Raw genomic sequence first — 23525 nt, 5'->3', positions numbered from 1 at the left:
GGAGCATGCCCGTTGACAGAAGAACTACTCGTCGTAAAAAACTTGAAAAAGTATTATCCCATCACAGGTGGCGTCCTGGGCGGGGAAGTAGGTGTGGTGAAGGCCGTCGATGATGTCTCGTTCGCCGTCAAGCGCGGGGAGACGCTCGGATTGGTCGGAGAGAGCGGCTGTGGCAAGTCCACGACGGGACGCTCGCTGCTTCGGCTGATTGAGCCTACCGCAGGCGAAATCACGTTTGACGGTGTCAACGTTACAGCACTTTCCACAGATGAGATGCGCAAAATGCGGCGCGATATGCAGATCGTGTTTCAAGATCCGTTCGCCTCTCTGAATCCTCGTCACAATATTGAGAAGATTCTGGAAGAGCCACTTGTCGTACATAAAATCGGGACGAGTTCCGAGCGCAAAAAAAGAGTGCAGGAAATGCTGGAAGTCGTGGGGCTGAGCAGCTACCACGCGAGGCGCTACCCGCACCAGTTCAGCGGCGGGCAACGCCAGCGGATCGGCATCGCCAGAGCGCTCATGCTCAACCCCAAGCTGATTGTAGCGGATGAGCCTGTGTCCGCGCTTGACGTGTCCATTCAGTCGCAGGTGCTCAATCTCATGCAAGATTTGCAAAAGGAAATGGGCCTCACCTACTTGTTTATCGCCCATGATTTGAGCGTGGTGCGTCACATCAGCGATCGGGTGGGTGTGATGTACCTCGGCCGAATTGTCGAATTGACGACGAGCGGACAGCTTTACTCGAACCCGCTCCACCCTTATACAAAAGCACTATTGTCTGCGGTGCCGACTCCGGACCCGGATGATGTACGGGAACGGGTGATCTTGCAAGGTGACGTGCCAAGCCCGGCGAATCCGCCGAGCGGCTGTACGTTCCATACTCGCTGCCCCCACGTGACAGAAGAATGCCGCTCAACTCGTCCCGCTTTTCAGGACGTGGGTGATGGACATTTTGTGGCCTGTCATCTGTACAAACAGTAAAGCCGCACACGAGGATGACCGCCTGATGAAAAGGAAGCCTTTTTAAAGGGGGGATGCGAGGCAGGAGCGACACGGATGATGATGGATTAATGTAACATGCTTTCATTTTAGAAGAGGGGGATGTTTTCATGAAGAAGAGAGTTCTCTCCGCAGCCATGACCAGCCTGTTGGCTCTGGGCATGTTGCTTGCTGGATGCAGCGGTTCTCAAACGACACAAGCGCCGGCAGAACAGCCAAAGACAGAAACTCCGGCAGCGACTCCAGCACCTGAGCCAGCCAAATCGGGGCCTAAGCAATTGATCGTAGGCCGCGGCGGCGATACAGTCGGTCTCGACCCGATCGCTCAAACCGATGGCGAATCGTTCAAGGTGACGGAAAACGTGTTCGATACACTGGTAGGTTACGCCGAAGAAAGCACAGAAGTTGTTCCTTCTCTGGCGGAAAAGTGGGAAATTTCTCCGGACGGCTTGACGTACACTTTCCATTTGCGCAGTGGAGTCAAATTCCATGACGGCACCGATTTTAATGCAGAAGCCGTAAAATGGAACTTCGAGCGCTGGAGCGACAAGAGCCATCCGCAACATAACAAAGAAGGCTTCGAATACTACAACGACATGTTCGGCGGCTACAAAGGCGACGAAAACCATGTCATCAAGTCTGTAGAAGCGGTAGATGCGCAAACGGTGAAGTTCACCCTGAACCGCCCGCTCGCGCCATTCATTCAAAACCTGGGCATGTCCTGCTTCGCGATTGCCTCGCCAAAAGCGGTACAGGATATGGGACCTGAGAAATTCAACGAAAATCCGGTAGGAACCGGGCCGTTCAAGTTCGTAGAGTGGAAGCGCAATGACACCATTACGCTGGAGAAAAACCCTGACTACTGGAACGCTGGTTTCCCTAAACTCGACAAACTCGTGTTCAAGGTTATCCCTGAAAACACGGCTCGCTTGACAGCACTGACCTCTGGCGAAATCGACATGATGGACGGTGTGAACCCGGATGACGCGCAAACGGTAAAAGACAACAAGGATCTGCAACTGATCCTGCGTCCATCCATGAACATCGGCTTCGTCGGTTTCAACGTGGAGAAAAAGCCACTCGACAATCCAAAAGTTCGTGAAGCACTCGCATACGCGATCAACAAGCCAGCTATCATCGAAGCATTCTTTGCAGGACTTGGCCAACCGGCTGTGAACCCAATGCCACCATCGATCTGGGGCCACAACGGCAACATCAAGGATCGTGAATTTAGCATTGACAAAGCGAAGCAGCTTTTGACCGAAGCAGGCTTCCCGAACGGCTTCAAAATCAAGTTCTGGGCAATGCCAGTTGCTCGTCCGTACATGCCTGATGGCGTGAAAATTGCCGAGGCAATCCAGCAAGACCTAAAAAAAATCGGAGTAGAAGCTGAAATCGTGACGATGGAATGGGCGACTTACCTGGAAAAAACAAAAGCAGGCGAGCAAGAAATGTTCATGCTCGGTTGGACCGGCGACAACGGCGACCCGGACAACTTCCTGGCGACTTTGCTGGATAAAAACAACATCGGCGGAAACAACCGTACGCGCTGGGCAAACGAAGATGCGCACAAGCTCTTGATGGCTGCTCAGTCCGCTACGACCAAGGAAGAGCGCGAGAAGCTGTACCTGCAAGTGCAAGAGCTGATCTTCAAGGACGTACCGATGGTGCCACTGGCTCACTCTACGCCAGCATTGGCTGCCAAAGCGAACATCATCAACTACAAGCCGCATCCAAAAGGCTCCGAGAGTCTGGAAAAGGTTGACTTCCAGTAAAACCGGATGGAATGTGAAAGCCAAGCAGGGTAAGAGGAGAAAACCTCTTCTTACCCTTTCTTTTTGCACCTAGCCATTATCTTTTTGTAAGGAAAGCGAGGAGATGGCATTGCTATCCTACAGCATCCGAAGAATTTTTATGCTCATCCCCGTTCTACTGGGCATGTCCATCGTCGTATTTTCCATCATCCGTGCCATCCCAGGTGATCCGGCTCTGACCATATTGGGAGAGAAAGCAAGTCCGAAAGCGATTGAAGATTTACGGGAAGTTTTAGGCTTGAACAATCCGTGGTACATTCAATACTTTGACTATTTGAAGCAAATCATCACCGGAGATTTGGGAGTTTCCCTGCATTCCGGAGCAAGCATCACGCAAGAAATCGGGCCGTATTTGGCCGCTACTACCGAGCTGACGATCGTCAGCATGCTTTTCGCTGTGATTATCGGAGTGAACGCAGGAATTTTGTCTGCGTGGAAGCAAAACTCCTGGTTTGACTACTGTGCGATGTTGATCGCCTTGATCGGTGTCTCAATGCCAATCTTTTGGCTAGGTTTGATGGAGCAATGGTTCTTTGCGCAAGAACTGAAATGGCTGCCATCCGTTGGTCGCGACAATTCGCGTAATCCTGTAGAGGCCATTACGCAGTTCTATATACTGGACACGATTATGGCTGGACAGTGGGATCAGCTGTGGGAAGTGGTCAAGCATTTGATCCTGCCCGGAGTGGCTCTCGGAACGATTCCGATGGCGATTATCGCCCGGATTACCCGATCGAGCATGCTGGAAGTGATGCGTGCGGATTACGTCAGAACAGCCCGGGCAAAAGGCTTGGCGCAGTTCTGGGTCGTGTACAAGCATGCATTGAAAAATGCAATGATTCCCGTGTTGACGGTGATTGGTCTGCAAACAGGCTTGCTCCTGGGGGGAGCGGTGCTGACCGAAACGATTTTTGGCTGGCCCGGCGTCGGCCGCTACATTTTCACAGCCATCGGAAACCGGGATTATCCGGTGATCCAGTCCGGCATCTTGGTGATCGCTACGATTTTCGTACTGATCAATCTCTTGGTCGACCTTCTGTATGCTTACATTGACCCGCGCATTAAATACCGCTAGAGGAGGGACAAAGGAGATATGGCAGAAACTCACGTACAGACTGTGACCTGGAAAGTAAAAGATGAAGAAGTAGTCTCTCCTTGGCGGGAAGCGTGGAGGGCGTTGCGCAAGAACAAGCTGGCGATGGTCGGATTGGCGATTATCCTGTTTTTCGTGGCGGTCGCTGTGTTTGCTCCGATGATCGCGCCGTATCCTTACGATGAAGGCGAGCTGGTCATGAAAAACAAGCCGCCATCGGGGGAGCACTGGTTTGGAACGGATTACAACGGGCGGGACGTGTTCAGCCGCGTCGTGTACGGGGCGCGCATTTCCTTGTGGGTAGGCACCTTTTCCGTCATCGGCTCGGTCGTCGCCGGAACGATTCTCGGCTTGCTCGCCGGATTTTACGGCAAATGGATTGACACGCTGATCTCCCGCATTTTTGATATTATGCTGGCGTTCCCAAGCATCCTGTTGGCGATTGCGATTGTCGCGATTTTGGGGCCGTCTTTGCAAAACGCGCTGTTGGCGATTGCCATTATCAACATTCCGACTTTTGGACGTCTGGTTCGCTCGCGGGTTCTCAGCTTGAAGGAAGAAGAGTTCGTCATGGCGGCGCGCGCGATCGGGATGAAAGATTCCCGGATCATTATGCAGCACATTTTGCCGAACAGCCTGGCTCCGATCATCGTGACAGGGACGATGGGGATTGCTACTGCGATCATTGAAGCGGCGGCACTCGGCTTCCTTGGACTCGGTGCGCAGCCACCGGAGCCTGAGTGGGGGAAAATGCTTTCCGATTCCCGTCAATACATTCAAAAAGCGCCGTGGACGGTTATTTTTCCCGGACTGTCGATCATGTTGACCGTACTTGGCTTCAACCTGATTGGCGACGGCTTGCGGGATGCGCTTGATCCACGGATGAAAAATTAGTTGTAGTGCGAAGGGCAGTAGGGACACAAGCGTCCAGGCTGCCCCTTTTTTCGCGTCTGCTGGCTTATTTTCTTTGGGCATATGCTGGAGGATTCATGAGAGAATTTTCCGCTTCTCTCTTCTTTTTTAGGCAGGAAAATGGTATTCTCAGGGGTAGAATATTGTCGAAAGAGAAGGTGACGCAGTTGTTCCAGGAGCGTATTTCGAAGCTGCACGATTTTTTGGCAAACCATGAGTTAGACGCGGTATTGATCACTTCTCCCAAGCATGTTTACTATTTGACCGGGTTTTTTACTGATCCGCACGAGCGTTTTATGGGGCTGATCATTCCGGCCCAAGGCGAGCCTTCGCTGATTGTGCCTGCCCTTGATCGGGAAGCGGCGGTGGCAGCATCGTTTGTTCAGACGATTCTTACACATACGGATACGGACAATCCGTACGAGATTCTCAAGCAGGCGTTGCCAGCGGGCTTGTCCAAGCTGGGCATCGAGAAAAGCCACATGACGGTAGAACGCTTCGAAGCCATGGGACAAGCCGTCGGTGCGCAGAGCTACACCGATGTGGAAGAACCGCTTCGTGAAATGCGCCTGATCAAATCGGCAGATGAAGTTGCCCGTTTGAAAAATGCGGTTCAACTGATCGAAGATACGCTTGGCGAGACGTTGAAAAAATTCAAAGTCGGTCAGACCGAAATGGAGATTGTCGCGGAACTGGAATTTCAGATGAAGCGTCTGGGAGCAGATGGCCCATCCTTTTCCACGATGGTACTGGCAGGCGAAAAATCGGCATTGCCGCATGGAACGCCAGGTTCGCGCCAGGTGCAGGAAGGCGATTTGCTGCTGTTTGACATTGGCGTAGCAGCTGATGGTTACGTTTCGGATATTACCCGCACGTTTGCCGTCGGGGAAGTCAGCGAACAACTGCGCGAAATTTACGAGACAGTGCTTGCGGCGAATGAGGCGGCGATTGCAGAGGTTCGTCCAGGCGTGACTTTTGCCCATCTCGACAAGACCGCTCGCGACTTGATTGCCGCGCGAGGCTATGGCGAATACTTCATGCACCGACTGGGACACGGTTTGGGCATGGATGTGCACGAATATCCGTCCGTACATGGTCAAAATCAGGAAACGCTTCGCCCGGGCATGGTGTTCACCATCGAGCCAGGCGTTTACGTACCGGGAGTAGGCGGCGTGCGCATTGAAGACGATGTGCTCGTAACCGAATCAGGCGTGGAAGTATTGAGCAAGTTCCCGAAACAACTGACTGTGATTGGCTAACGATCACGAAACACACAATTTCATATGAATCTGATGGTGCTGGCTGGAATTGTTTGGTTCCGCCAGCTTAATAGGGAAGTCCGGTGAAAATCCGGCGCGGTCCCGCCACTGTAAACGAGGAGTGCCTAGTACGCAGCAACCACTGTTTTTCGCGAGACGAAAAATGGGAAGGGAACTAGGCATGTTGATTCGTGAGCCAGGAGACCTGCCATGAGATCATTTGCAATCGACCCACGAGGATGGGACAGATGTAGAAGCAATCTTTAGAAAAGGCGCTCCACAAACGCTGGCTCTATAGATATGTCTGCGTATGTCGAGCACCTCCCGATTGGAAAACTGGGAGGTGCTTTTTTCTATGGGTATCATCGTGGCAGCAACACGTGGAGAGGGGGAGATGCCATTTCCTGTATTGCCAAACGGAGCGGCTTTCCGTATAGTGTAGATGTAATTCGTAACAATTACGATTTGCATAGCAATTGTTTTCATCGTACAGAGAACATGAAAAGAAGAGAGGGTAACAAAACAAATGAATAAAACACCTAAGAAAAAGAAGGCCTTGCAAGGATTTTGGTTCGCGTCTGTGACTGCAATCATGCTGCTCATGTCTGCGTGTGGTTCCGCAACACCGGCAGCTCCTGAACAAGCTGCTACCAAGCCAGGCTCGGAGCAAGCTGCCCAGCCTGCCGCTGGCGAAAACAAGCCAGTGACAATCGTCAACAACGGCATCGAAATGACTTATCCGGAAGCACCAAAACGCGCTGTCACCATGAACCAGCACGTGACGGAAATTATGCTCGCTCTCGGTCTGGCTGACAAAATGGCCGGGACTGCGTATTTGGACGATCAAATTTTGCCTGAGTTGAAAGCTGACTACGACAGAGTGCCTGTGCTGTCCGACAAGTACCCGACGAAAGAAGTGCTGATGGCTGCCAACCCTGACTTTGTGTATGCAGGCTGGAAAAGCGCCTTTGGCGATAAAGGTGTAGGCTCGATGGAGGAGTTGGAGAAAGCAGGGGTCAAATCGTACCTGCAAGAGTCTTCCAACAAGCCGGGCCCGACTATTGACGACGTATTCGCTGACATTGCAAACATCGGCCGCATTTTCCGCGTGGAAGACAAGGCGAACGAACTGATTGGCAAAATGAAAGCGGAAATGGAACAAACGACAAGCAAAATCGGTACCGTGGACAAGCCGCTCAGCGTGTTTGTGTACGATAGCGGAGAAGATCAGCCGTTCACAGCTGCAAACAACTACATGACTGCCCTGATCAAGGCGGCGGGCGGCAAAAACGTGTTTGACGACATTCAAAAAGGCTGGGCAACCGTGAGCTGGGAAGAAGTCGTGAACCGCAAGCCTGACGTTATCGTTGTCGTGGATTACGGCGACAAAACGATTGATCAGAAGAAAGAGTTTTTGCTCGCCAAAAAGGAACTGGCTGACTTGCCAGCGATTCAAAACAAACGTTTGATTGTATTGCCACTGTCCGCAGCCTCCGAAGGGGTACGCGCACCGATCGCGCTGAAAATCCTCGGCGAAGGACTGTACCCGGATAAATTCAAATAAAGAACGGCTGCTTAATTAAGGAGGGAACGGCCCTGCATAAGATCAAGATGCCCTTCATCATCGTTGCCCTGCTGATCGGGTTGCTCGTCTCGATTACGTTTGCGGTAACACTCGGCTCGGTGGAAATCAAACCAGCGACAGTGTGGAAAATTGCCTTATCGAATCTTCCGCTGACCAACCAGTGGATCGAAGTGGATTGGTCAAAAGGAGAGCAGACAATTATCTGGGATATTCGGTTTCCCCGTGTCCTGTTGGGGGCAGTTGTCGGGGCTGGTCTATCTGTTGTGGGGGTTGCGATTCAGTCTCTCGTTCGCAACTCCCTGGCAGATCCGTACATATTAGGCGTTTCCTCGGGAGCATCGGCTGGAGCGACTTTGGTGATTTTGTTCGGAGCATTCAGCATGTACGGACAATTCGCCCTGTCGTTTGGCGCTTTCACAGGGGCGCTTGTCTCGATCCTGCTTATTTTTACTTTGTCGCGAATCGGCGGGCAAAACTCGACCGTGCGCTTGCTCATGGCGGGGATTGCCATTTCTGCGATTTTGTCGGCGATTACGAGTCTGATCATTTTCTCTGCGCCAAACGAACACGGCATCCGCTCGGTGTTGTTCTGGATGAGCGGCAGTCTCGCGGGCGGCAAGTGGGAGTATTTGACCATCCCGACATTGATCGTGGTCATTTGTCTGATCGTGCTGCTGGCGCAGTATCGTTCGTTGAATGCGATGCTGATGGGCGAGGAGTCTGCCGGGACGCTTGGGGTCAACACGGTGCAATTTCGCAAGCTGCTGTTGGTCATTACGGCCCTGCTCACGGGAGTGATCGTCTCGATCAGCGGAGCGATCGGATTTGTCGGTTTGATGATGCCGCATATCGTGCGGGTTATCGTCGGTTCCGATCACCGACGCGTCTTGCCCGTCAGCGCCTTGCTGGGAGCGATTTTTCTGATCTGGGCGGACGTGATTGCCCGGCTTGCTTTTGCCCCGGAGGAACTTCCCATCGGGATCATCACGGCGTTGTGCGGAGGCCCGTTCTTTATTTGGCTGATGCTGCGCAGTTCTTATTCTTTCGGAGGTAGCGGACGATGAATCTGAATGTGGAGAACATTACAGTCGGGCTGGAAAACAAAACGATTTTGCACAACGTCAGTCTGACGGTCCGCTCCGGTGAGTTCGTCGGGCTGATCGGGCCGAATGGCAGCGGGAAGTCGACTTTGCTCAAAAGCATTTATCGCGTGTTGAAGCCGTACAGCGGATTGATTTCGCTCGACGATGACAACGTGTACCAGCTGTCTGCCCGGCAAAATGCACAGCGCATGGCGGTGGTTCGTCAGGAAAGCTCGGTCGAATTTGACTTTACGGTCATGGAGATCGTCATGATGGGCCGCTCACCGCATAAGCGGCTGTTTCAAACGGATACGACAGCCGACAGCCGCATTTGCGAGGAGTCGCTGGAACGAGTGGGGATGCAGGCTTACGCCGAGCGCAGCTTTTTTTCCTTGTCCGGCGGGGAAAAGCAGCGCGTCTTGATTGCCAGGGCGCTGGTGCAGCAAGCGGAGTTTCTCGTTCTCGACGAGCCGACCAACCATCTGGATGTCCGGTATCAGCTGCAAGTCATGGATTTGGTCAAAACACTCGGAATTACCGTGTTTTCATCGCTGCACGATCTCAACATCGCCGCGATGTACTGTGATCGGCTGTACGTCATCCGCGACGGTGAGCTGGTCGCTTCCGGCACCCCTGATGAGGTTTTGGAACCCGGCTTGATTCGGGATGTGTTCGGGGTAGAAACGGAAGTAATCACTCATCCGCGCACAGGGAAAAAACACGTCTATTTCTTTTCCGAAGCATTGCGCAACGAGCAATCCCGACAGGAGGTCAAAGCGTTATGAGTGTTTACAGCTGCCAAGTATGCAAATTTCGATATGATGAATGGTTAGGCGATACGAAAAATGGCGTCCCACCGGGGGTGCCTTTTTCACATTTGGCAGGTTCCGTCTGTACGACGTGCGGCATGCAGGGAGAAGGGCGGCATCTGCCTCTGCCTGAAGCCAAATACATCGGGCTGGAAGCCACTTACTACGATCAGTTCGCGGGCAAGGCGGGGATCGCCTTTTATCGCAACTGGCTCATGCAGGAAGCGCAGCTCGCTCCCGTGTCTGTGCTGGAGCTTGGGGTAGGCACGGGGCGGATCGCGATTGAGCTGGCGCGGTGTGGGCTGTCCGTCTGCGGCGTGGACAACAGTCCGGACATGCTGGAGATGGCGACGAAAAAGAAACGGCGCATGCTGAAAGACCAGGAGGATTTGCTCGTGCTCGTGGAGCAAGATGTACGCGAATTGCAGCTCGATTCCACCTTCACGCACATACTGCTTCCGGAAGGCATCTTTCAGCAGGCGACCTGTAGAGCGGAGCAGCGACAGTTCCTCGCGGTGATCGGACAGCATTTGACCGCGAACGGGACGGTTGCGATTGACTTGCTGCTTCCGCCCGTCAACAGCAAGTGGTCCGTCATGCAGCGCAAATTCGTTTTCCCTGACCGGATGGTTTACCAAAAGGTGGAGGGAGAAACGCTTTTGGCCGAGCAAAAATTTCGTTACACGCTGACGTACGAGACGTTTTTGGAGCAGATGGAACAGCCGCGCTACAGAGTGGAGCGGGAGCTGGCGCTGTTGTTGCCGGGAGAGCTGCATCTGCTTTTGGAAGCGGCGGGATACGAGATCGTGCAAAGCATGGAAAATGTCGTCTGCCACCACAGCGAGCTGCCAGAACAAACCGAAGAATACGAGGCGGATCGCTGGCAGCACGGGGGCTATCCGTTTGCGGAGCCGCCGGGTGCACCGGGAGCCGCGACGCGCTGGACGATCATTGCCAAAAAAATTTCTGCCCTTTCGCTGTAACAAAATCCGGACGGTTGCATCTAACCAGTAAAGGATTTGCGGGAAGGAGGTCGCGCCCTTGGATAAATTGCAGCCGACTGTCGAAGCTGCCTTTGAACAAATCATGCAAGACTACGGGACGCGGATTCTTCGCCTTGTCACTTTTCTGGTCAAGGATCACAGTTTGGCAGAGGACATTACCCAAGACGTGTTTGTGAAGGCGTACCAGCATCTTCCGCGTTTTCGCGGGGAGAGCAGCGTTCATACATGGCTATACCGGATCGCCGTCAATGAATGCAAAGGCTATTTGCGGTCGTGGTCATTCCGCCATATCCTCCCTCGCTCCTGGATCAGAAAAGATGGCGAGCTGTCCACCGAAAGCCTCGTGCTGCATCAGGAGCAGCGGAATCAGCTCGTGGCTGAGGTGTTGCAGCTTGCGCCCTTGTATCGTCAGGTGATCGTCCTGCATTACTACGCAGATTTGTCGATCAAAGAGGTAGCTGACGTCCTTCGCATATCCGAAGGGACCGCGAGAACCCGTCTGCACAGGGCGAGGCAACACTTGAAGCAGAGTCTTGGGGAAGGGAGCGAGTGGGAATGGACGACAACCGATGGATCGCAAATTTGAAGGACAGGGCCGATCAAACCGTTTTGCGCGACGTCCACTTTACGGAAGCGATGAAAAACGGCGTGCGCGAGCGGATCAGGCAAAAAGACAGACTGCCGATTGTCTGGAAAAGGTTTGCGCTGCCCGTGGCGGGCTTGCTGCTGGTCGTTTGGCTATGGTCGTCCTTTTCGCTGAGTGGGCCGACTAGCCAAGGGGAGCGCGCAGGGAAGCCTGTGCCTGAACTATTGCCCGGCGGCCAATTGACCTCACCCGACTTGTGGAAGCCGATGCCGCAGCACTCAGCCACTTACCTGGAGCAAACTTTTTCGTACATTGGTGAAAAGCCTGTGCGGGCGATGACCGATCCCAATGAGCTGTACGAAGGGCAGACGCAACGCTTCATCTGGCTGTTGAACGGCAGCGGATTGTCACAGGTAGAGATCGTCGCCTACAGGACGGATGGGAAACGGGTAGAGCTTGGCAGCTACCAGGTGATGGGGCCGCTGCACGACGCGACCGGACATGTTCCAACCGGGATTGCCTTGCCCGATCCGGGCGTGTGGAAGCTGCAAGTTTTGGCTCAGGGAAAACACGTGGGGCAAGTTTTTGTCGAGGTGAAAAAGGGAATATCGCCAGCCAATCGCGATCTGGTGGAACCGATTATCCGCAACTATTTGGAGACAGAAGGCAAGCAGCTGGGCATAATGGCGGCGGACAGGCAAGTTACTCTGGAACTGCTCGGCGTGGATGCGCCGGATGCAGAGCGCCGGACAGTCTACGCCTGGGTGAACGTGTTGAGCAAAAATCCGCTGCACTCTTCTGGCGTCAGTGCCCCGATGGTTTTTCACATCGTTTACGACGGGCAAAAGTACCGTGTGCAAAATATGCAGATGCCTGAGGACGGTAACCGATACATGAGCAGCTTGCAAAAGCTTTTTCCGCCAAAAGTGCTGGAACAGCTTGAGAACAACCGGTAAGCCGATGTCTTTTCTTGCAAAGAAGCGGACCATGCCCGAACAGGAGCAGGTCCGCTTTTTGTTGGCACGCGCGAAGACGGTTAGCCGTAAATTTGCGCCCCGATGGCGAAGTAGCTGCCGTTGCGCTGGGGCAAGCTTTTGGCATTTGCGACCATGACAGGTGGCCGCGACGCCTTTTGAAAACCGTTTTGCTCCAAAAAGGCCAGGAATGCTTCCGGTCCATCCGGTACGTCGATTCGCACCTGTCCGTCGTGGTTTCGGATCAGTGCACAGAGCAGCTGGATTGCCATGTCCGCGTCCCGGGCGACAATCGGCCCGGCGATCAAGTTGATCGGGCCTTGGACAGCAAAGCCGTAGCCGACAACGGTGCCATTAGCATCTTTGGCAACCAGACAACGAGCCGCCTGGGCTTTGCGCATTTGCACAAAAAGCGAGCGGCGGCTGCCAAGCGCTCCCTGATCGAGTTCAACCACGCGTTCCAAATCCGTCTCTTCCATAGAAGCGATTTGATAAGGCACGGCTTTTGCGGCAGGGGGGACGACAGGTGTATCGCCACGGCGCAAAAACTTGTGGATGTGGGCAGCTGTCACAAAACCGAGTCGCTGGTAGAGCGGCTCTCCATCAGGCGTGGCGATCAGCATGATGGCCGTATCGCCGGAAACAGCCTTCATACAGGCTTCCATCAGGTCGCGCCCATACCCGAACCCGCGGCATGAGGAGTGGACGATAACCATGCCGATCGTAGCCAGCCCTTCTTCATATTCAATAATGGCCGCAGAAGAAACGATCCTGTCACTGTCATCTTTGTGTCCGAATACCGTACCAATAGACAGAATCGTGCGAATTTCCGCTTCATCATAGTCCCAGCCTACTGAGTCAGAGAGGGCGATCAGATCGGGAATGTCAGCGGCAGACAAAGTATGCAGGCGATGGGTCGTGCTTTTCACGTGGGATCAGTCTCCGTTTCGTTCAGGAAGCTCCGTCTGCTTCCCGTTTTTAACCGCTTCCGCTAACAGTGTACGTGTTTGGGCCAGACGCGTTCCGGCTCCATGCTCCTGCCGCGGCTCGCTCCAGGCGAAACCGTCGTCGGGAAAGCGCGGGATGACGTGCAGATGAAAGTGGATCAGATCGTTAAAAGCGCCGCCATTTTGACAGAGCGTAATTCCGGCAGGCTTGTACACACTTGTAAGAGTTTGAGACATGAGGGTCGCCGCTTCCGTCACTTTTTGCATGGTCACTGCATCCAAATCTGTCCATTCAACGAGATGCCGCTTGGGCAAAATCAGCATGTGGCCCTCGGAAAAAGGATCGATATCCAAGAGGCAGGTCACCCAATCGTTCTCATAGACGACATGGGCAGGCTCTGCGGATAAGGCCAGTCGGCAGCCGAGGCAATCGAAACGCTCCGCTTGTTGAAGCTCTGTTCGCATGCCAGTCTCCTTTTTTAAAGACCACTTTATCATAAAGAAAGTTTTGGCGGGAGCAAAAAACGTGGCAAGTGCCGTATTCTCTTTGGTTGCTCTTTGTATCAAGCGTTTGTTATAATTACCGTTAGTGTATTTTTGCGAGGCGCAATCTGTACGTTTGAATGGATTCGCGTGGGAGGGAACGAACAACACATGGATCGCCGTGAAAGACAAAAGAGGATTCGAAATTTTTCCATCATCGCCCACATTGACCATGGAAAGTCGACGCTGGCAGACCGGATTTTGGAGCTGACAGGAGCGCTTACCGCACGTGAGATGGAAGCCCAGTTTCTGGATACGATGGAGCTGGAAAAAGAGCGCGGGATTACAATCAAGCTGAATGCCGTGCGTTTGAACTATAAAGCAGATGACGGAGAGGACTACATTCTCCACCTGATCGACACACCTGGACACGTAGACTTTACGTACGAAGTATCCCGCAGTTTGGCGGCCTGTGAAGGAGCCATTCTCGTCGTGGACGCCGCCCAGGGGATCGAAGCCCAGACGCTTGCCAACGTCTATTTGGCGCTGGACAGCAATCTGGAGATCATTCCGGTTATCAACAAAATCGACTTGCCGAGCGCAGAGCCTGAGCGCGTGAAGCAAGAGGTGGAGGACGTGATCGGGCTGGATGCCAGCGAAGCGGTACTCACCTCTGCCAAAGCGGGAATCGGGATCAAGGAAGTGCTGGAAGCGGTCGTGCAAAAAGTTCCGGCTCCAGAAGGAGATCCGGATGCGCCGCTGCAAGCTTTGATTTTCGACTCGTACTTTGATGCGTACCGCGGCGTTATCGCTTCGATTCGCGTCATCAACGGTACGCTGAAAAAAGGCATGAAGATCAAAATGATGGCGACAGGCAAGTCCTTCGAGGTAACGGAAATCGGGACGTCCACGCCGCGCCAGACACAAGTGGAAGAATTGACAGTCGGAGACGTAGGATACGTAGCCGCTTCGATCAAAACAGTAGGCGACACAAGCGTCGGGGATACGATCACAGATGCTGCCCGTCCTGCTGCTGAACCGTTGCCGGGCTACCGCAAGATCAACCCGATGGTTTTCTGCGGTCTGTACCCGATCGAGACAAACGAGTACAACGATCTGCGCGAAGCACTCGAAAAGCTCCAGCTGAACGACGCATCGCTGCAATTCGAGCCGGAGACATCGCAAGCGCTCGGCTTCGGGTTCCGTTGCGGTTTCCTGGGCCTTCTGCACATGGAGATCATCCAGGAGCGCATCGAGCGCGAATTTAACATCAACCTGATCACGACTGCACCGAGCGTAATTTACCGCATCACGCGGACGAATGGCGAAGTGTTCGAGATCGACAACCCGTCCAAAATGCCGGAAGCGCAAAAGATCGAAATGATCGAGGAGCCTTACGTGCTGGCGACGATTATGGTGCCAAAAGAATACGTCGGGGACGTTATGCAGCTTTGCCAAGGCAAGCGCGGGGAGTTTCTCGACATGCAGTACATGGGCGAAAATCGCGTGCAACTGAAATACGACATGCCGCTCTCCGAGATCGTCTACGACTTCTTCGACATGTTGAAGTCGGGTACGCGCGGATATGCGTCCTTCGACTACGAGCTGGCAGGCTACAAGCCGTCCAAGCTCGTGAAGATGGACATTCTCCTGAACAGCGAGATGGTCGACGCCCTGTCGTTTATCGTGCACAAAGATACCGCTTATGCGCGCGGAAAAGTCATTTGCGAAAAGCTGAAGGAACTGATTCCGCGTCAGCAGTTCGAGGTGCCGATCCAGGCGACAATCGGGCACAAGGTCGTTGCCCGCGAGACGATCAGCGCGCTGCGCAAAAACGTTCTTGCCAAATGTTACGGCGGGGACATCTCGCGGAAACGCAAGCTGCTCGAAAAGCAAAAAGAAGGAAAGAAGCGCATGAAGTCCGTCGGTTCCGTAGAGGTTCCACAAGAAGCGTTTATGGCTGTATTGCGCATGGATGAGAAGAAGTAAGAGCTTGAGCGAATGAAGCAAAGATGTTCGCAGCATCTTTGGTCATGCTCTCGATAAAAGGTGGACATAGCGACCTTCTGTGATGGTTGCTATGTCCCTTTTTTTAGTAACCCGCTTGTGCCAGTTCACTTTACAGCAAACTTTTTCATGAAAACATACAAAAAAGCCGCCCGGGTGAGCGACTTGATCGTTTGCGCTTCGCTTGACTAGCGTGGATCATAGCAAAAGTGGGTAGGGCATCCGTAATTGCCTGCAAAAGCACTCGTAGACAGAGACAGAACGATAAACAGAGCAAAGCCAATCGCGATCACTTTTTTCATAGCATCCACCTCCTTGCTTGAGGTATTTATGTAAAAATTATAACTTATTTCTAATTTCTGTAAATATCAATCGGACTGTTTCTAGCATTCATCCGTGGAAAGAGGAAATCCAAGGGGAGAGCAGGCTGTGGAAAAGCCCCAGACAATCATCCGTGGCTTTTTACTATTGGATGGCTGCCTTCTTAATAAGAGAATAAGAGAATAAGAGATTCGTTACCCGCCGTGTACCTGCGCTCTTGAGGGACACACAACACGTTTGACTAGAGTCGAAAAAATACATTATGATAATTTAGCCCTTACAAATGCTTGCAAGACCAACAGTCCAAGGCGAAACATCGTTTCAAACAACAACTGGATACGTTAGGTCTGCAAGAAACGTTTATGTCTGCACCACGCATGGATGATAAAAAGTAGGCCTGACCTCGTGTCAGGTCTTTTCCATTCGCCCGCTGGAACGGAGCGTAACGAAGACAGGCATTCGCCTGTATTTTGAACAAAAGGAGGGGAAGAGATATGACGCCGCAATCGGTTTACATCCACATTCCCTTTTGTACGAATAAATGCTATTACTGCGATTTCAACTCGTTCGTGACAAACAACCCGCAATTGATCTGGGATTACCTGGACGCTTTGGATAAAGAAATGGAGCTGACGTTTCGCGAGCGACCTGTGCAGGAGGTCAAAACGATCTTTGTCGGCGGCGGCACCCCTACGTTCCTCGATCATGCCCAAATGCGAGCGTTTTTGCAGATGGTCCAAAATCACCTGGGCAAGCATTGGGCAGCGGATATCGAGTTTTCCATGGAAGCGAATCCCGGTACGACAGATAGCGAAAAGCTGCGCATCATGCATGAGCTTGGCGTCAACAGGCTGAGCTTCGGCGTGCAGTCGTTTGACAACGCGCTTTTGAAACGGCTGGGACGGATTCACGACCGCGACGATGTGTACCGCAGCATCGAGAATGCGAAAGCAGCAGGATTCGCTAACATCAGCATCGACTTGATGTTCGGCTTGCCGGATCAAACGATGGAGATTTTCCGCCAGACGCTGGAGAAAGCGTTCGAGCTGGGCACGAAGCACTTTTCCGCATACAGTCTCAAGGTCGAGGAAAATACGCTATTTCACACGCTCTATCAAAAGGATCAGCTTCCGCTCCCGTCCGAGGAGGCAGAGCTTGCGATGTACATGGTGCTGATTGAAGAGATGGAACGCCGCGGCTATCAGCAGTACGAGATCAGCAATTTCGCCAAGCCGGGCTTTGAGAGCAAACATAATAAAACGTATTGGCTCAATCGTGAATACTATGGTTTGGGTGCAGGCGCCCACGGCTACGTTTGCGGCGAGAGGCATGTCAACGCCGGACCGCTTGCGATCTATTTGCAAAAATGCAAAGAAGGTTTGCCGCGGGTGGAACAGTTTGCCGTTCCGCAGGAAGATGCGATGGAAGAACAGATGATTTTGGGGCTGCGCCTGCGGGAAGGAGTCGATCTCGCCCAGTTCGCATCGCGCTTTGGCGTATCTGCGCACGAAGTTTTTGGGACGATAATAAAAGAAGAGATTGCCAAAGGCATGCTGGAAGAGCAAAACGGCTGTCTCAAGCTGACCAAGCGGGGGCTTCCGCTCGGAAATGAGGTATTTGCCCGTTTTCTCCGCTAACAAGCGGGAGCAGTTGGCGAAATATGTGAGATTTTGACGGCGGATATCGTGGAAGTCCGTTGACAAATCCTTCTTCTATTGATACCTTAGTAAATAGATTTAGCACTCGTTAGGTATGAGTGCTAACAAAACCGCTCCGACATTGCGGGCGATACCTTTTTTCACTTTTATGCTCAACGGGGAGGCGAGCGACATCCATGTTATCTGACCGTCAACAACTGATTTTGAATGCGATTGTCGATAATTACATTCATTCTGCCGAACCGGTTGGTTCCCGAACCATTTCCAAACGCGAGGACATCGGATTTTCTTCGGCAACCATCCGTAACGAGATGTCCGATCTGGAAGAGTTGGGATACCTGGAGCAGCCTCATACGTCGGCCGGGCGAGTTCCTTCTACAAAAGGGTACCGTTTTTACGTCGACAACCTGATTCAGCCGCAGCTCTTGAACGAGGCCGAATTGGGCAAACTGAAGCAGTTGTTTGCCGAGCGTATTCTGCACTCCGAACAGGTCGTGGAATACACCGCTCAAATTCTTTCCCAGTTGACGAATTACACGGCAATTGTCCTGGGACCGGAAATTTTTGAGCATCGGTTAAAACATATTCAAATCGTTCCTCTGAACGAGACACAGGCGGTGGCGATTGTCGTCACCCATACCGGACGAGTAGAGAACAAGCTGATCGACCTTCCCGAAGGCATCGGCGCAAGCGAAATCGAGCGCCTAGTCAACTTGTTGAATGCCAAACTGACCGACGTGCCGCTGTGGCAACTGAGACAGCGGGTCTATCAGGAAATATCGGGCGAGATGCGCCGCTATGCGGAGCAGTACGAAGAGATGCTGAAAGTTCTCGACAAGTCGCTGACACAAGAAGAGGAACGTGTATACTTACGCGGTGCCACCAAAATCATGAATCAGCCGGAATTCCGCGACGTAGACAAGGTCAAGGATATTTTGGAACTGCTGGAGCAAAACGATCAACTGCTGCATTTGATCGGGATGCCGGGAGATGGACTGACGGTGCGCATCGGCCAGGAAAACCAGCTGGACGCGATCAAGCAATGCAGTATTATTACGACATCCTACTCGCTTGGAGGCAAGCCCGTGGGAATGGTGGGAATACTTGGCCCGACGCGAATGGAATACGGAAAAGTCATTACCGTACTCAATTATTTGGCAGAAGGCTTATCGCGGATGCTGACTTCGCAGTTTGAGAAATAAATGGAGGAAGGCTCCCTGACGAGAAGGCAAGTCAGGCAAGAGCCCCCAGGAGGTATCGACGTTGAGCGAGGAAAAAATGACCAAAGACCCGGCTGCTGAAGACGAGCAAGTAAATGAGGCAGTCGACGCGCAAGACGCGGGCGAAGTGAACTGGGAGCAGGAAGCGGCCCAGTGGAAGGCGCAGGCAGAGGAGCATCAAAACCGCATGCTGCGGGCCATGGCTGACATGGATAACCTCAGACGCCGTGTGCGCAAGGAGCAGGAAGACCTGGCGAAGTACGCTTCCCTGAAAATCGTGGAAGAGCTTTTGCCGGTACTCGACAATTTCGAGCGGGCATTGGCTGCTGACAAGGAATCGATGACGGTCGAGTCGCTTTTGACAGGCGTCAACATGGTGTACCGCCAGATGGTGCAAGTTTTCGAAAAAGAAGGCTTGACTCCGATCGAGGCAAAAGGCGCTCCGTTCGATCCGCATGTACACCAGGCTGTCATGCAGACGCAAGACCCTGAATTTGATTCGGGCGTCGTCGTAGCAGAATTGCAAAAAGGATATATGTTCAAAGACCGCGTCGTTCGTCCGGCGATGGTGCAAGTGAACGAATAAATCGAGATTCCATCATTCATTCAGATGAGAAAGTGTTAGGAGGACATATTGTATGAGTCGCGTAATCGGTATTGACCTTGGAACAACCAACTCTTGCGTAGCAGTAATGGAAGGCGGCGAGCCAGTCGTTATTGCCAACGCAGAAGGAAACCGCACCACTCCTTCCGTCGTCGCTTTCAAAAACGGCGAGCGCATCGTAGGGGAAGCGGCAAAACGTCAGGCGATCACCAACCCTGACAACACGGTTATCTCCATCAAGCGTCACATGGGTACTTCCCACAAGGAAACACTGGAAGGAAATCCATACACACCTGAGCAAATCTCTGCCATGATCCTGCAAAAGCTGAAAGCAGATGCAGAAGCTTACCTGGGCCAGCCAGTAACACAAGCTGTTATTACCGTTCCAGCTTACTTCAATGACTCCCAACGCCAAGCGACTAAAGACGCTGGTAAAATCGCGGGTCTGGAAGTTTTGCGTATCGTGAACGAACCAACCGCAGCAGCACTTGCATACGGTATGGAAAAGACAGAAGATCAAACCGTTCTCGTATTCGACCTCGGCGGCGGTACGTTTGACGTCTCCATCCTGGAGCTTTCCGACGGTTTCTTCGAAGTAAAAGCGACTTCCGGCGACAACAAGCTCGGTGGAGACGACTTCGACGATGTGATCATGAACTACCTCGTGAGCGAGTTCAAAAAAGAGCACGGCATTGACCTGTCCAAAGACCGCATGGCACAGCAACGTTTGAAAGACGCGGCTGAAAAAGCGAAAAAAGACCTCTCCGGCGTACTGACTACGACTATCTCGCTGCCGTTTATCACAGCAGATGCTTCCGGTCCAAAACACTTGGAGATGAACCTGACTCGCGCCAAATTCGAAGAGCTTTCCGCTGAACTGGTTGAGCGTACGATGGGCCCAACTCGCCAAGCGCTGAAAGACGCAGGCTTGACTCCTAGCGAAATCGACCGCGTAATCCTCGTGGGTGGTTCCACACGGATTCCGGCTGTACAAGAAGCGATCAAGAAATTTACTGGAAAAGAGCCGCACAAAGGCGTGAATCCAGACGAAGTAGTAGCACTGGGCGCTGCCGTGCAAGCAGGGGTACTGACTGGTGACGTGAAAGACGTCGTACTGCTCGACGTTACTCCGCTGTCGCTCGGTATCGAAACATTGGGCGGCGTGTTCACCAAGCTGATCGACCGCAACACGACAATCCCGACCAGCAAATCCCAAGTGTTCTCTACAGCTGCCGACAACCAGACTTCTGTAGAAATCCACGTTCTCCAGGGCGAACGCCAAATGGCGGGCGACAACAAAACATTGGGCCGCTTTACGCTGTCCGACATTCCGCCAGCGCCGCGCGGTATCCCGCAAATCGAAGTTTCCTTCGACATCGACGCCAACGGTATCGTGAACGTGCGTGCAAAAGACCTGGGTACAGGAAAAGAGCAACGCATCACCATCACGTCCAACTCCGGTTTGTCTGACGATGAAATCGACCGCATGGTAAAAGAAGCCGAGCTGAATGCGGAAGAAGACAAAAAGCGCAAAGAGCAAGTAGAAATCCGCAACGAAGCAGACCAACTCGTGTTCACTACCGAGAAAACACTGAAAGAAGTGGAAGGCAAGGTAGACCAAGCGGAAATCGATCGCGCCAACGCTGCGAAAGACAAAGTGAAAAAAGCGCTGGAAGGCGGCAACATCGAGGAAATCAAAGCGGCAAAAGACGAACTGTCCGAGATCATCCAACAAATTTCCGTGAAGCTCTATGAGCAAGCTGCACAAGCGCAGCAAAATGCTGGGGGCGCAGCAGAAGGCCAAGAACCGAAGAAGGACAATGTCGTTGATGCTGACTATGAAGTGGTAGACGATAAAAAGTAATCACGACGAAAGCGTCAGGGGAGAGCTTTTCTCCCCTCGCTCTTTCGCGATGTGACCCCATGAAAGTCAAAGTCACGCAAAAGCTGACTTTGACTTTTTTTCAGGTCTGTCACATGCTATGATAACAGTTGACTGTCATGGGAGTGATTTAGGAGATGAAACGCGATTACTACGAGGTTCTGGGAGTAGCCAAGGAAGCCGACGCGGACGAAATCAAGAAAGCGTACCGGAAGCTTGCTCGCCAGTACCATCCGGATGTAAATAAAGACGCTGATGCGGAAGAAAAGTTCAAGGAAGTCAAGGAAGCTTACGATGTCCTGTCTGAGCCGCAAAAGCGCGCGCAATACGACCGTTTCGGTCATCAGGACCCGAATCAGGGCTTTGGCGGCGGCGGTTTTGATACGTCGGGCATGGGCGGCTTCGGAGACATTTTTGACATGTTCTTCGGTGGTGGCGGCAGACGCGCGAATCCGAACGCGCCGCGCAAAGGGGCCGATCTGCAATTTGGCCTGAGCATCGATTTTATCGACGCGATTTTCGGAAAAGAAACCGACGTGGAAATCCCGAAAGAGGCAGAGTGCGATACGTGCCTCGGCTCTGGTGCCAAGCCGGGAACAGGCGTCGAAACGTGCAAAACTTGTAGCGGTACCGGTCAGCAGGAAGTGGCAGCCAACACGCCGTTCGGACGAATCGTCAACCGACGGGTCTGCTCCACTTGCGAAGGCAAAGGGAAAGTGTTCAAGGAAAAATGCTCCTCGTGCCGAGGCAGCGGACGTGTCAAGGTACGCCGCAAAATTCACCTCAACATCCCGGCTGGTGTGGATGACGGTGCGCAATTGCGCGTCTCCGGCGAAGGCGAGCCAGGTGCCAACGGCGGACCAGCAGGCGATCTGTACGTTGTGCTGCGCGTGAAAAGCCACGAGTTTTTCGAGCGCGAAGGCAACGACATTTACTGTGAAGTACCGCTTACGTATGCACAGGCGGCGCTCGGCGATGAAATCGAGGTTCCGACGGTCGATGGCCGCGTGAAGCTGAAGATTCCGGCAGGCACACAGACCGAGACGTTTTTCCGCTTGCGTGGAAAAGGCGTGCCGCACTTGCGCGGCAACGGTCGCGGCGATCAGCATGTAAAAGTGCGCGTCATTACGCCGACGAAGCTGAGCGACAAGCAAAAAGAGCTGCTGCGCGAGCTGGCAGAGCTGTCTGGCGAGAAGCCGGGCCAGCACGGAACGGAAGACGAAGGCTTTTTTGAAAAAATGAAACGGGCATTCCGCGGCGAGTAATCGGTCGCGGTTTTGTCCGCTTGCAGGTTGACAAGTCCATCAGGAAAGCAAAAGTGGGGAGTGGTAGATTCGTGAAATGGTCAGAAATCAGTATCCATACAACAGCGGAGGCTACGGAGGCGGTGTCCAGCCTTCTCTATGAAATGGGTGCCAACGGCGTCGTCATCGAAGACCCGGAGGTGCTCTATCGCGAGTGGGATACCCCCTTTGGCGAAATCTACCAGCTCTCTCCTGACGATTTTCCGGCCGAGGGCGTATTCGTCAAAGCGTACCTGCCTGTTGACAGCAGCGAGCTGATCGATGTCGTAGAAGAATTGAAAGAACAGCTGGCGCAGTTGACCGAGTACGGTCTGGACATCGGCAAGGCTGCGATTGCCGTAAACGATGTTCACGAAGACGAATGGGCCCACGCCTGGAAAAAGTATTACAAGCCGGTTCACGTCTCCGACAACATGACGATCAAGCCGGTTTGGGAAGAGTATGAGCCGCGTCATCCGGGAGAGATCATCATCGAGATGGACCCGGGAATGGCTTTTGGCACGGGAACGCATCCGACCACGATTCTCTGTCTGCGCGCGCTGGAGAAGCATTTGGCCAAAGGCGATCGCGTGTACGATGTGGGAACAGGCACGGCGATTTTGAGCATTGCCGCCATCAAGCTGGGCGCAAAAGAAGTGCTCGCGATGGATTTGGACGAGGTGGCAGTCCGCTCCGCACAGGCGAACACCGAGCTGAACGGCGTGCATGAGCATATCGTCGTCAGACAAAACAACTTGCTGGATGGCATCGAGGAGCAAGTCGAAGTGATCGTCGCCAATATTTTGGCGGAAGTCATTTTGCGCTTTACAGACGATGTGTTCCGCTTGCTTCTGCCAGGCGGCACCTTCATCGCATCCGGCATTATTGCGGCGCGGGAAGCGGATGTGAAAGCCGCTCTGGTCGCTTCCGGGCTTGAGATCGTGGAAACGATTTTCATCGATGACTGGGTAGCAATTACCGCAAAAAAACGATAGAATAG

General features: G+C 53.0%; 20 protein-coding genes and 1 riboswitch. Of the genes, 18 read left to right on the top strand and 2 right to left on the bottom strand.

Annotated features, from left to right (window positions below; all coding sequences use genetic code 11):
* Nucleotides 1–12 precede the first annotated feature (12 nt).
* The 11 genes from IRJ17_RS22585 (at nucleotide 13) to IRJ17_RS22535 (ending at nucleotide 12102) form a co-directional block, all read left to right on the top strand.
* Complete coding sequence (locus IRJ17_RS22585) at nucleotides 13–984, top strand: ABC transporter ATP-binding protein (protein ID WP_122964119.1); 972 nt, start codon at nucleotides 13–15, stop codon at nucleotides 982–984.
* Nucleotides 985–1112: 128 nt separating this feature from the next.
* Nucleotides 1113–2777: an ABC transporter substrate-binding protein gene (locus IRJ17_RS22580; protein ID WP_122964118.1), complete on the top strand. Its 1665-nt coding sequence runs from the start codon at nucleotides 1113–1115 to the stop codon at nucleotides 2775–2777.
* Nucleotides 2778–2880: 103 nt separating this feature from the next.
* Nucleotides 2881–3891 (top strand): ABC transporter permease, encoded by a 1011-nt coding sequence (locus IRJ17_RS22575; protein WP_122964117.1) that lies wholly within the window; start codon nucleotides 2881–2883, stop codon nucleotides 3889–3891.
* A gap of 18 nt (nucleotides 3892–3909) precedes the next feature.
* Nucleotides 3910–4803, top strand: coding sequence for an ABC transporter permease (locus IRJ17_RS22570; RefSeq protein ID WP_122964116.1), 894 nt, complete (start codon nucleotides 3910–3912; stop codon nucleotides 4801–4803).
* Between the two features lie 185 nt (nucleotides 4804–4988).
* Complete coding sequence (locus tag IRJ17_RS22565) at nucleotides 4989–6080, top strand: M24 family metallopeptidase (protein WP_341276030.1); 1092 nt, start codon at nucleotides 4989–4991, stop codon at nucleotides 6078–6080.
* A gap of 17 nt (nucleotides 6081–6097) precedes the next feature.
* Nucleotides 6098–6307: riboswitch (cobalamin riboswitch) on the top strand.
* 299 nt (nucleotides 6308–6606) lie between these two features.
* The gene (locus IRJ17_RS22560; RefSeq protein ID WP_173598589.1) at nucleotides 6607–7644 is read left to right on the top strand and encodes an ABC transporter substrate-binding protein; all 1038 of its coding nucleotides are present in this window, start codon (nucleotides 6607–6609) and stop codon (nucleotides 7642–7644) included.
* A gap of 47 nt (nucleotides 7645–7691) precedes the next feature.
* A complete protein-coding gene (locus tag IRJ17_RS22555) occupies nucleotides 7692–8729 on the top strand; it encodes a FecCD family ABC transporter permease (protein ID WP_063231372.1) in 1038 nt (345 codons plus the stop codon).
* Nucleotides 8726–9532 (top strand): heme ABC transporter ATP-binding protein, encoded by an 807-nt coding sequence (locus IRJ17_RS22550; protein WP_122964113.1) that lies wholly within the window; start codon nucleotides 8726–8728, stop codon nucleotides 9530–9532. The genes IRJ17_RS22555 and IRJ17_RS22550 overlap by 4 nt, the downstream gene beginning before the upstream one ends.
* Nucleotides 9529–10539, top strand: a complete 1011-nt coding sequence (locus IRJ17_RS22545) for a methyltransferase domain-containing protein (protein ID WP_122964112.1) — start codon at nucleotides 9529–9531, stop codon at nucleotides 10537–10539. The genes IRJ17_RS22550 and IRJ17_RS22545 overlap by 4 nt, the downstream gene beginning before the upstream one ends.
* Nucleotides 10540–10597: 58 nt before the next feature.
* Entirely contained in the window at nucleotides 10598–11146 is a 549-nt protein-coding gene (locus IRJ17_RS22540; protein WP_242771961.1) for a sigma-70 family RNA polymerase sigma factor, read from the top strand.
* Entirely contained in the window at nucleotides 11116–12102 is a 987-nt protein-coding gene (locus IRJ17_RS22535) for a hypothetical protein (RefSeq protein WP_122964110.1), read from the top strand. Before IRJ17_RS22540 ends, IRJ17_RS22535 begins: the two co-directional genes overlap by 31 nt.
* An 80-nt stretch (nucleotides 12103–12182) precedes the next feature.
* On the opposite strand, the gene IRJ17_RS22530 is transcribed toward IRJ17_RS22535, so the two are convergent.
* Together IRJ17_RS22530 and IRJ17_RS22525 are read right to left on the bottom strand one after the other, a co-directional pair.
* Nucleotides 12183–13049 (bottom strand): GNAT family N-acetyltransferase, encoded by an 867-nt coding sequence (locus IRJ17_RS22530; protein WP_242771959.1) that lies wholly within the window; start codon nucleotides 13047–13049, stop codon nucleotides 12183–12185.
* A gap of 6 nt (nucleotides 13050–13055) precedes the next feature.
* Nucleotides 13056–13532 carry an HIT family protein gene (locus IRJ17_RS22525; RefSeq protein WP_242771957.1) on the bottom strand — a complete coding sequence of 159 codons (477 nt, stop codon included), beginning with the start codon at nucleotides 13530–13532 and terminating at the stop codon, nucleotides 13056–13058.
* A gap of 189 nt (nucleotides 13533–13721) precedes the next feature.
* Between IRJ17_RS22525 and lepA the strand changes: the two genes are divergently transcribed.
* The 7 genes from lepA to prmA all read left to right on the top strand — a co-directional run bounded on the left by lepA (nucleotide 13722) and on the right by prmA (nucleotide 23520).
* The gene (gene lepA, locus IRJ17_RS22520) at nucleotides 13722–15539 is read left to right on the top strand and encodes a translation elongation factor 4 (RefSeq protein WP_063231378.1); all 1818 of its coding nucleotides are present in this window, start codon (nucleotides 13722–13724) and stop codon (nucleotides 15537–15539) included.
* Nucleotides 15540–16372: 833 nt separating this feature from the next.
* Nucleotides 16373–17515, top strand: a complete 1143-nt coding sequence (hemW, locus tag IRJ17_RS22515) for a radical SAM family heme chaperone HemW (RefSeq protein WP_173597413.1) — start codon at nucleotides 16373–16375, stop codon at nucleotides 17513–17515.
* A 197-nt stretch (nucleotides 17516–17712) separates the two neighbouring features.
* Nucleotides 17713–18738 carry a heat-inducible transcriptional repressor HrcA gene (gene hrcA, locus IRJ17_RS22510; RefSeq protein ID WP_063231382.1) on the top strand — a complete coding sequence of 342 codons (1026 nt, stop codon included), beginning with the start codon at nucleotides 17713–17715 and terminating at the stop codon, nucleotides 18736–18738.
* A 76-nt stretch (nucleotides 18739–18814) separates the two neighbouring features.
* The gene (gene grpE, locus IRJ17_RS22505) at nucleotides 18815–19342 is read left to right on the top strand and encodes a nucleotide exchange factor GrpE (RefSeq protein ID WP_229049944.1); all 528 of its coding nucleotides are present in this window, start codon (nucleotides 18815–18817) and stop codon (nucleotides 19340–19342) included.
* Between the two features lie 52 nt (nucleotides 19343–19394).
* Nucleotides 19395–21224 carry a molecular chaperone DnaK gene (gene dnaK / locus IRJ17_RS22500; protein ID WP_122964105.1) on the top strand — a complete coding sequence of 610 codons (1830 nt, stop codon included), beginning with the start codon at nucleotides 19395–19397 and terminating at the stop codon, nucleotides 21222–21224.
* A gap of 155 nt (nucleotides 21225–21379) precedes the next feature.
* On the top strand, nucleotides 21380–22507 hold the full coding sequence (gene dnaJ, locus IRJ17_RS22495) for a molecular chaperone DnaJ (protein ID WP_122964104.1): 1128 nt from the start codon (nucleotides 21380–21382) through the stop codon (nucleotides 22505–22507).
* A gap of 71 nt (nucleotides 22508–22578) precedes the next feature.
* A complete protein-coding gene (gene prmA, locus IRJ17_RS22490) occupies nucleotides 22579–23520 on the top strand; it encodes a 50S ribosomal protein L11 methyltransferase (RefSeq protein ID WP_122964103.1) in 942 nt (313 codons plus the stop codon).
* Nucleotides 23521–23525 lie beyond the last annotated feature (5 nt).

The sequence above is a fragment of the Brevibacillus parabrevis genome, from assembly GCF_022701015.1.
GTDB lineage: Bacteria > Bacillota > Bacilli > Brevibacillales > Brevibacillaceae > Brevibacillus > Brevibacillus parabrevis.
Note: the sequence above shows the minus strand (reverse complement) of the source record. Positions and strands in the feature narration are given on the sequence as shown.

What these genes read in the sequence shown, in the direction of transcription:
- IRJ17_RS22560 (WP_173598589.1), top strand. Translation starts at nt 6,607, where the DNA reads ATGAATAAAACACCTAAGAAAAAGAAGGCCTTGCAAGGATTTTGGTTC.
- IRJ17_RS22535 (WP_122964110.1), top strand. Translation starts at nt 11,116, where the DNA reads ATGGACGACAACCGATGGATCGCAAATTTGAAGGACAGGGCCGATCAA.
- lepA (WP_063231378.1), top strand. Translation starts at nt 13,722, where the DNA reads ATGGATCGCCGTGAAAGACAAAAGAGGATTCGAAATTTTTCCATCATC.
- IRJ17_RS22550 (WP_122964113.1), top strand. Translation starts at nt 8,726, where the DNA reads ATGAATCTGAATGTGGAGAACATTACAGTCGGGCTGGAAAACAAAACG.
- hrcA (WP_063231382.1), top strand. Translation starts at nt 17,713, where the DNA reads ATGTTATCTGACCGTCAACAACTGATTTTGAATGCGATTGTCGATAAT.
- dnaK (WP_122964105.1), top strand. Translation starts at nt 19,395, where the DNA reads ATGAGTCGCGTAATCGGTATTGACCTTGGAACAACCAACTCTTGCGTA.
- IRJ17_RS22570 (WP_122964116.1), top strand. Translation starts at nt 3,910, where the DNA reads ATGGCAGAAACTCACGTACAGACTGTGACCTGGAAAGTAAAAGATGAA.
- grpE (WP_229049944.1), top strand. Translation starts at nt 18,815, where the DNA reads ATGACCAAAGACCCGGCTGCTGAAGACGAGCAAGTAAATGAGGCAGTC.
- IRJ17_RS22580 (WP_122964118.1), top strand. Translation starts at nt 1,113, where the DNA reads ATGAAGAAGAGAGTTCTCTCCGCAGCCATGACCAGCCTGTTGGCTCTG.
- IRJ17_RS22575 (WP_122964117.1), top strand. Translation starts at nt 2,881, where the DNA reads ATGGCATTGCTATCCTACAGCATCCGAAGAATTTTTATGCTCATCCCC.
- hemW (WP_173597413.1), top strand. Translation starts at nt 16,373, where the DNA reads ATGACGCCGCAATCGGTTTACATCCACATTCCCTTTTGTACGAATAAA.
- IRJ17_RS22525 (WP_242771957.1), bottom strand. Translation starts at nt 13,532, where the DNA reads ATGCGAACAGAGCTTCAACAAGCGGAGCGTTTCGATTGCCTCGGCTGC.
- dnaJ (WP_122964104.1), top strand. Translation starts at nt 21,380, where the DNA reads ATGAAACGCGATTACTACGAGGTTCTGGGAGTAGCCAAGGAAGCCGAC.
- IRJ17_RS22545 (WP_122964112.1), top strand. Translation starts at nt 9,529, where the DNA reads ATGAGTGTTTACAGCTGCCAAGTATGCAAATTTCGATATGATGAATGG.
- IRJ17_RS22555 (WP_063231372.1), top strand. Translation starts at nt 7,692, where the DNA reads ATGCCCTTCATCATCGTTGCCCTGCTGATCGGGTTGCTCGTCTCGATT.